Source organism: Streptomyces sp. a15 (genome assembly GCF_059026085.1).
On the sequence record NZ_JBWLKM010000161.1, the window covers coordinates 1 to 8,312 of the forward strand.

The 8,312-nt window shown below is 69.0% G+C and carries 7 protein-coding genes and 1 tRNA gene; all 8 read right to left on the reverse strand.

Annotated elements, in window-relative coordinates:
* A partial coding sequence (locus AC5P09_RS50490; RefSeq protein WP_493880399.1) for an alpha/beta fold hydrolase occupies nucleotides 1-688 on the reverse strand: 688 nt, incomplete at its 3' end.
* Entirely contained in the window at nucleotides 685-1,506 is an 822-nt protein-coding gene (locus AC5P09_RS50495) for an ABC transporter ATP-binding protein (protein ID WP_493880400.1), read from the reverse strand. The genes AC5P09_RS50495 and AC5P09_RS50490, both read right to left, overlap by 4 nt.
* Nucleotides 1,503-2,387 (reverse strand): ABC transporter ATP-binding protein, encoded by an 885-nt coding sequence (locus AC5P09_RS50500; RefSeq protein WP_493880401.1) that lies wholly within the window; start codon nucleotides 2,385-2,387, stop codon nucleotides 1,503-1,505. The genes AC5P09_RS50495 and AC5P09_RS50500 overlap by 4 nt, the downstream gene beginning before the upstream one ends.
* Nucleotides 2,384-3,373 carry an ABC transporter permease gene (locus tag AC5P09_RS50505; protein ID WP_493880402.1) on the reverse strand — a complete coding sequence of 330 codons (990 nt, stop codon included), beginning with the start codon at nucleotides 3,371-3,373 and terminating at the stop codon, nucleotides 2,384-2,386. The genes AC5P09_RS50500 and AC5P09_RS50505 overlap by 4 nt, the downstream gene beginning before the upstream one ends.
* Nucleotides 3,373-4,326, reverse strand: a complete 954-nt coding sequence (locus tag AC5P09_RS50510; protein WP_493880403.1) for an ABC transporter permease — start codon at nucleotides 4,324-4,326, stop codon at nucleotides 3,373-3,375. Before AC5P09_RS50510 ends, AC5P09_RS50505 begins: the two co-directional genes overlap by 1 nt.
* Before the next feature lie 7 nt (nucleotides 4,327-4,333).
* Nucleotides 4,334-6,013, reverse strand: a complete 1,680-nt coding sequence (locus AC5P09_RS50515; RefSeq protein ID WP_493880404.1) for an ABC transporter substrate-binding protein — start codon at nucleotides 6,011-6,013, stop codon at nucleotides 4,334-4,336.
* Between the two features lie 88 nt (nucleotides 6,014-6,101).
* Entirely contained in the window at nucleotides 6,102-7,967 is a 1,866-nt protein-coding gene (locus AC5P09_RS50520) for a glycoside hydrolase family 127 protein (protein WP_493880405.1), read from the reverse strand.
* A gap of 271 nt (nucleotides 7,968-8,238) precedes the next feature.
* A tRNA-Pro gene (locus AC5P09_RS50525) sits at nucleotides 8,239-8,312 on the reverse strand.

The window sequence follows — 8,312 nt, forward strand, 5'->3', positions numbered from 1 at the left end:
CCCCCGGACGAAGTCTGGGGGAGCGCCCAAGACCGTTCGGGGCGTGCGGCTGAGCGGACTCACTCCTGCTCAGTCCAGAGGAACGGTAACGCCGGTAGAACACCTCGTTCTTGGCCTCGACCCGTGGGTACGTACGCCGGTAGACCTCCGCGGCCGACGGGTCGATGCCGGGCAGCCCTCCAGCGACGTAGCAGGCGCTCAGTCCCTCGGGAGCCTGGGACAGGTAGGTCAGGGTGAGGAAGCCGCCGTACGACTGTCCGAGCACGGACCAGCGTCTGCCGCCGAAGACGGTCTTCCGCAGGTGCTCGTGGTCCGCCACGATCGAGTCGGCCCGGAAGCACGCGAGGAAGTCCGCGCCCTCCCGGGCGGTCGCGAAGGCGCTCATCCGACGCCCGTCGATCCGGGTGCTGCGGCCCGTGCCGCGCTGGTCGACCAGGATCACCCGGTACGTCTTCAGCGCCTGCCCGAGCCACCCGCTCCGGTCGAGCGGGCGAGGGCCCTTTCCGCCCGGACCGCCCTGGAGGTAGACCAGGCAGGGGAGGTCCTCGTCCCTGCGCGCGGGAGCAGTGAGGTCACGGGCGAAGAGCTGGATCGTGCCCCGTGCGGGGTCGGACCAGTCGAGCGGAACGTCCACGAGGTGCTCGCGCACGTGCATGCCGGGAATCGTGTAGGCGACGGTACGGGTCATGCGGTGGCGGCCCTTCTTCGGCGGTCCCACTCGGGGTTGATGCGGGGGATCGCGGCCAGCAGCGTCCGGGTGTACGGGTCACCAGGGTCGTCGAAGACCTGGGCGCACGGCCCCTGTTCGACGATCTTCCCCTTGTTCATGACCGCCACTCGGTGCGCGATCCGCCGGACCACGGCCAGGTCGTGGGCGATGAAGACGTAGCTGAATCCACTCTCCCGCTGGAGGCGCAGCAGCAGTTCGACGACCTGTGCCTGGACGGACACGTCCAGGGCGGAGACCGCCTCGTCGCAGATCACCAGTTTCGGATTGACGGCCAGCGCCCGGGCGATGCCGATCCGCTGGGCCTGGCCGCCGGAGAACTGCGCGGGATAGCGCTGGGAGTGGCCGGGGTCGAGGCCGACCCGCTCCATCAGCTCCCTGGTGTACGTCCGCCGGCCTCCCGGGGGTGCGATGCCCTGGTAGTCGAGCGGTGCCATCAGGATGCGCTCGACGGTGTGCCGGGGGTTGAGCGAGGAGAACGGGTCCTGGAAGACGACCTGTACGTCGGCGCGGTAGCGGGCGAGCCGCGCGCCCGTGGCGTGGGTGATGTCCTCGCCCTCGAACTCCAGGGTGCCCGCGCTCGGTTCCATCAGCTTGGCGACGATCCGCGCGCTGGTGGACTTGCCGCTGCCGGACTCCCCGACCACGGCGAAGGTCTCGCCCCGCCGTAGGTCGAAACTGACGCCGTCCACGGCGGTGAACTCGCTTTTGCGGCCGTACACCCCGCGGACGGTGAACCGCTTGGTCAGGTCGCGGGCGCTGAGCAGTACGTCGCTCACGCGATCACCTCGTCGGTGGGAAGGTCGTCGGCGGGAAGGTCGTCGGTGACACGCGGGATGCTGTCCAACAGCTTGCGTGTGTAGGCGTGTCGAGGCGCCGAGAAGATCTGCTCCGCGGTGCCGTACTCGACCTGCTCGCCCTGGCACATCACGAGCACCCGGGTCGCGATGGAGCTGATCACGGCGAGGTCATGGGTGATGAAGACCATCCCGGTGCGGGTCCCCCGCTGCAACTCGGCGAGCAGGCGCAGGATCTGGGCCTGGACGGTGACGTCCAGGGCCGTGGTCGGCTCGTCTGCGATGAGCAGCGCGGGCGAACAGACCAGCGCCATCGCGATCATGACGCGTTGCCGCTGCCCGCCGGAGAACTGGTGGGGGTAGTGGCCGGCCCGCCGCTCCGGTTCCGGGATGCCGACCCGGGCGAGCGCCTCGACGGCGACCTTCCTGGCCTCCTTCCGCGAAGCGCCCCGGTGCGCCCGGTACATCTCCTCGATCTGCAGGCCGACCGTGTAGTACGGGTTCAGCGAGGACAGCGGATCCTGAAAGACCATGGACGCCTGTGCGCCCCGGATCCGGCGCATCTCGCGGTCCGTACGGCCGAGCAGTTCGAGGCCGCCCAGCCGGACGCTGCCCCGTGTCACGGCCCCGCGCGGCAGCAGGCCCATGACGGCCAGGCTGGTCATCGACTTGCCCGAGCCGGATTCGCCGACGATGCCGACGGTCTCGTTCCTGCCGACCGTGAACGACACGTCCTTGACGACGTCCACGGGGCCGCGCGTGGTCGGCAGGGTCACGGTGAGGTTCTCCACGACCAGCAGCTCGCCCGTCGGATCCTCGACCGGCATCTCGCTCCTCGGATCCTCGACCACTGACTCGCTCATCGGATCCTCACTCGCGGGTCGAGGGTGGTGTAGACGAGGTCGACCACGACGTTGCCCACCACCACGAAGAAGGCCGCGAGGAGCGTGACCGCCATGATCACCGGCTGGTCGTTCTTGGCGATGGAGTCGGCGGCCATCTTGCCGATGCCGTTGAGTCCGAAGACGGTCTCGGTGATCAGCGCGCCGCCCAGCAGCGCCGCGAAGTCCATGCCGAAGATCGTGACGATCGGCGTGAGCGCGGGCCGCAACGCGTGCCGCCGCATGGTGAGTACGGGGGCCAGGCCCTTGGAGCGGGCGGTCCGGAAGAAGTTCTCGGCCAGCGTGTCGATGACGTTCGCCCTCGTCAGCCGGGCGTACAGACAGGCGGCGCCGGTGGCGAGGACGATCCACGGCATGAGGTACGACTGGAACCACAGACCGGGGTCGTCCGTGAAGGCCACACTCGACGGGAACGGCAGGACCTGCAGCTTGACGACCAGGACGTACTGCAGGGCGAGCGCGAGCACGTAGTTGGGGACACTGGCGCCGCCCAGGGCCAGGTTCATGGCGGCCTTGTCCCACCAGGTGCCCTCCTTGACGGCGCTGAGCAGTCCCGTGGTGATGCCGGCGAGCAGCCAGAGGGCGGCCGCGCCGATCGCGAGGGTGGCGGTGACCGGGAGGCGGCTCAGGACCATCTGCCACACCGATTGGCTGGTCTGGAACGAGTAGCCGAGGCAGGGTGCCGGGCAGTGCACGAGGTTCGCGCCGGAGCCGTAGTCCCGTCCGGCGAACAGCCCGCTGAGGAAGTTCCAGAACTGGGTGAGGAACGGCTGGTCGATGCCGAGGATCGTGCGGATCTGCGTGACCCGTTCCGGTGTGCAGGTCTTGCCGCAGATCATCACCGCGGGGTCCGGCGACAGCTCGAAGAAGATGAGGTAGGTGAACAGGCAGACCAGGAAGAGGATCAGCACGAGCCCGGCGATCCGGCCGGCGAGGTAGCGGGCCATCAGGCGGCCTCCCCCGCGTCGGTGGCGGCCCGGATCCGGTCGCCGAGCACGGTGAGGGACAGCACGGTCAGGAAGAGGAAGAGCCCGGGGACGGCGAAGTACAGGGGGTCCACCGCGTACCAGCTGACCGAGCTCGCGATCATCTGGCCCCAGGAGGGCGTCGGCGGACTGACGCCCACGCCCAGGAACGACAGGCCGGCCTCGGTACCGATGTATCCGGGCACCGCAAGGGTCGTCATCACGATCAGCGAGCTGCGCAGGTTGGGCAGGATCTCCTTGAACACCAGGTCGCGCCGGGAGGCACCCGAGGCGCGGGCCGCCTCGACGAAGTCCCGGTTCAGCAGGGTCAGCGTCTGGCCGCGCACCACGCGCGCGAGATAGGGCCAGCCGAACACGCTGATCACGGCGACCAGCAGGAACGACCGGTTGCCGGCGGGCAGCGACGACAGGATGGCGATCATGAAGATGAGTGCCGGAAAGGCCATCAGGAAGTCCATGACCCGGGAGATGACCTGGTCGACCCAGCCCCCGTAGAAGCCGGCGACCATGCCGAGGACCACGCCGAGCAGGGTGGTGAGGACGGTCGCCGACGCGGCGATGAGGAACGACACGCGGGCGCCGTACGCGATGCGCGCCAGGACGTCGCGGCCGTTCAGCGGTTCGACGCCCAGCAGGTGATCGGTGCTGATCCCGCCGAAGTCCCCCTTGGGCAGGCCGCCCGCGTCGACGTCGATGGCCGCCGTGTCGAACGCCGTGGGTCCGTGGCCCGTGAGGGCGCTGATGAGCGGTGCGCAGATCGCCATCAGCACCATCAGGGCGATGAACCCGGCGCTGAACAGCGCGCCACGGTCGTGCAGCAGCACGCCCATGATCCGACGGCCGGCCGTGGTGGGGGCACCGGGTGCGCCCACCGGCGGCGCGGGCTGCACGTCGTGCACGAAGGCAGTCGTCATGAGCCGCCTACTTTCCCGAGTCCTTGAGGCCCACGGAAACCAGGTCGATGCCTCCGCTGAACGACGCGGACAGATAGGCGCCCGCCATGTTGGAGCCGGTCACGGTGATGGTCTTCTCGTAGGCCAGCGGCACCACCGGGGCCTGGGCCATGATCTGCTTGTCCAGTTCGCCGTACGCCTTGTTGGCGGCGGCCACGTCCTTCATGGCCGCGATCTCGTCGATCCGCTTGTTGATGGCATCGTTGTCAATCTGGGCGATGTTGGTGTTCGCGGTCGGGGTGATCCTGCGGCCGTCGAACAGGGGCGGCAGGAAGGTCGAACCGGAGGCCCAGTCGGGGCACCAGCCGGTGATGGCGAGATCGTTCTGCTTGGCGGTGGTGCCGATGACCTCGTAGTACGACGAGGTGTCGATGGTGTTGATCTTCACCTTGATGTTCAGCGGCTTGAGAGCCTCCTGGATCGCCACCGCGAGCGCCGTGTTCTTGGCATCCGGGCGGTTGTCCAGAGTGAGGGTGAACCCGCCCGACAGCCCCGCCTCGGCGAGCAGTTGCCTGGCCTTGGCCACGCTGTGCGGGTACAGGTCGTAGTCGGTGCGGCCAAGCATGGTCGGCGGCTGGATCGCGGTCGCCTTCGTGGCGAGACGGGAGCCGCCGAGCGCGGCGACGACCGTGTCCTTGTCGACCGCGAACTCGATGGCCTGGCGCACCCTCAGGTCGGAGAGGTACCTGCGGGACGTGTTCATCCCCATGTAGGTGGTGCAGCCCCCGTACCCGGACAGCGTGCGCGCCTTCAACTGCGGCGTCTGGATCCGCGACAGGGTCGCCGGCTGAATACTGCCGGCGATGGCGTCGGCGTCCGCGCCCTGTCCGGCGAGCATGCGCTCGTCGATGGTGGCGCCGTCGAGCCCGAAGGTCCACTCGAAGGCGTCCGGCTTGGCCGCGCGGACCTTGTCGGTCGACGCCTTCCACTCCGGGTTGCGGACCAGCTTGAGCGAGGTGCCGTGGACGTAACTCGCCACCTTGTAGGGGCCGGAGGCCACCGGCTTGGTGTCGAAGGCGTGCGCCGCGCCTGTTCCCTTCGGGAACGGGGTGAAGTTGGGCATGGTCAGCGCGCTGGGGAAGTCGGGGAAGGACTTCTTCAGACGGAAGACGACGGTCTTGGCGTCGGGCGTCTCGATCGAGTCGAGGTCACCCGACTGGTACGGCCCCTTGTAGTCGGCCGGCGCCTCGATCAGCTCCTTCGGGTACGGCGAGCCGCCCATCTCGGGGTCCCAGGCGCGCTCGATGCCGAACTTCACGGCCGCGCTGTCGATGGGCGACCCGTCCTCGAAGGCCAGGCCGTCCTTGAGGTGGTACGTCCAGGTCTTCGCGTCGTCGGTCGGAGTGCCGAGGTCGGTCGCCAGATCCGGGACGATCTTCGTGCTCTCGGCGCCGGGACCGGCGCCGACCGTGGTCAGGCCGCGATAGATGAGCCGGTAGAAGTTGTTGACGCCGCCGTCCCAGCCGAGCCCGGGGTCCAGATGGGAGAAGTCCGCGGCGGCCAGGACATGGACGGTGCCGCCGGTGGCCGGGGCCGACGAGGATCCGGCACCGGTGCCGTTGGACGAGGTCCCCGACGCGCCGGTACAGGACGTGAGTGTCAGCGTGCTGAGCAGCGTGACGCCGATGACGGCGGTTGATCTCCTCATGAGGCTCTCCTTGGGGCGATGCAGGTCGACTCGGGGGGAGGCGGGTCGACTTGAGGGGGAAGTCGGTCGATGAGTTCGATGGATGCGGTCACTGCGTCCTGACCCACACGCGCATGGCGCCGGGCCTGCGGTTGCCCCACAGGAAATAGGGCACGAGTGCCACGGGTACCGTCGAGGCCGCCTCGGCGGTGCGGCGTTCGGTGGTGAACTCCGGGTAGAGCTCCGGCGATTGAGCGGGCCGTACCTCAGCCGTCAGCCGGAGGACGACGGCACCGGGCAGTTCCTCGATCGGCGAGGAGACCTCCGCGGCGGCGATGCGGTCGGGCGACAGGACCAGGTCGTCCACGGGGGCCGGTGAGTCCTGCTGCTCGACGCAGTAGACCAGCGGGCCGCGGGCGACGCCGACCGCGCCGCGGGTCGCGTCCAGGTGCGGGTGGGAGGCGTGTCCGCGGACCGGCATGGGCAGGTGGAGACGAATGCTGTCGCCCTCGGTCCAGTTCCGTTCGACGGTCAGCCAGCCGTCCTCGGCCGTGACGGGCACGCCGTCGAGCGTGCTGTCGCGCGCCCAGGCGGGGATGCGGAGTCTGATCGCGTACGGCCGGTGGGGCGCGCGCTCGATCGTGAGCCGCACGTCCCCGTCCCACGGGTAGGCGGTCTCGACGTTCACCGTGAGGGCGTCCGTCTCGATCCGGCTCTCGGCGTACAGGGCGACGTACAGGGCGTCTTGGCGTTCGGCGGCCACGTGGTCGCCGAGCTGTGCCATCCAGCGGACGATGTTCGGCGGACAGCACGGGCAGGTGAACCACGGCCGCCGCAGCGGCTCGCCCCCGGCCTCGGCCCCGCTGCGCTGCTCGTGATCGGGGCGGCGCTGGAGCGGGTTGTCGTAGAAGAAGGCCGTCCCGTCGGCGGACAGGCCCACGGCGTAGGCGTTGAAGAGGACGCGTTCGAAGACGTCGAGGTACTTCGCGCCGCCGGTGGCCACGAACATGCGCCAGACCCACTGCATGGTGGCGATGGCGGCGCAGGTCTCGCTGTACGCGCGCTCGGACGGCAGTTCGTAGCGGTCACCGATGGCCTCGTCGGAGTGCCGGCTGCCGAGCCCGCCGGTGAAGTAGAGCTTGGTGGCGACCATGTCGTCCCAGAGCCGGTCGAGCGTGTCGAACAGGGTCCGGTCGCCGGTCTCCCGGTAGAGGTCGGCCGCTCCGGCGGCCAGGTAGGCCATGCGGACCGCGTGTCCGGTGACCGAGGGCAACTGGCGGAAGGGCAGGTGGTCCTGGAAATACTCCGGGGGAAAGACGCTGTGCTTCAGATGCCCGTGGCCGCGCCGGTCCAGGAACAGGCCCGCCTGGGTGAGGTAGGCGCGGTTGCCGGTCTCCCGGTACAGCTCGACCAGGGCCATCTCCACCTCGGGGTGGCCGCAGGTGGCCTCTTCACGGCCCTCGCCGAAGCGCCGTACGGTCAAGTCGGCGAATCTCATGGCCACTTCGAGCAGGCGGCGGTCGCCCATCCGCCGGCCGGCCGCGACGGCGGCCTGGATCAGATGGCCGAGGTTGTACAACTCGTGTCCCCAGGCCAGGTCCTCCCAGGGCTTCTTGGCCGCTTCCGGGTCCTGGAAGAACGAGTTCAGGTAGCCGTCCTCGGCCTGCACCCGCTCAAGGAGGCCGACCACCTCGTCGAAGAACTCCCGTACACCGTCGTCCGCTTGGCCCGCACCGAGCTCGTACGCCAGGCCTTCGAGCGTCTTGTACAGGTCGGTGTCGAGGAACGGGTAACGCCCGCGGTAGGCCGGGGGGTCGTTCACGAGCAGCCGGCTGAGGTTGTCCACGTTGCCCGCGGCGCGCAGTTGGCCGATGGCGTGCGGGACGGTCGACCGCCGGTTCCGGTCCTGCCAGTGCCGGAGCAGGCCGCCGGTGATGCGCACGGTGGACAGCGGGATGACCTGCTCTGATGTCATGGAAACCCCAGTAGTATGTGCTATTGCACAGTGCAATAGCACTGCTGGCATTGCGCTGACGGTAGGGCTTCGACTGGGCGGACGGCAATGGGGGTTTCATGGAATTAACGTGGGGCTTTCTGCGGCGCGAGAGGCTTCGAGGGACCGACGAGGGCCGCAGGGGTATGTGACATAGCAGGCCTCCCCCACACACGACAGGGGCCGTCCTCTCATCGCTGAGAAGACGGCCCCTGATGTGCGACTTATTGAGACCTGTTACCGACTAACCAAGTCGGGACGACAGGATTTGAACCTGCGACCCCTTGACCCCCAGTCAAGTGCGCTACCAAGCTGCGCCACGTCCCG

Coding starts and splice junctions, on each gene's coding strand:
- AC5P09_RS50500 (WP_493880401.1), bottom strand. CDS start 2,387: ATGAGCGAGTCAGTGGTCGAGGATCCGAGGAGCGAGATGCCGGTCGAG.
- AC5P09_RS50505 (WP_493880402.1), bottom strand. CDS start 3,373: ATGGCCCGCTACCTCGCCGGCCGGATCGCCGGGCTCGTGCTGATCCTC.
- AC5P09_RS50510 (WP_493880403.1), bottom strand. CDS start 4,326: ATGACGACTGCCTTCGTGCACGACGTGCAGCCCGCGCCGCCGGTGGGC.
- AC5P09_RS50515 (WP_493880404.1), bottom strand. CDS start 6,013: ATGAGGAGATCAACCGCCGTCATCGGCGTCACGCTGCTCAGCACGCTG.
- AC5P09_RS50520 (WP_493880405.1), bottom strand. CDS start 7,967: ATGACATCAGAGCAGGTCATCCCGCTGTCCACCGTGCGCATCACCGGC.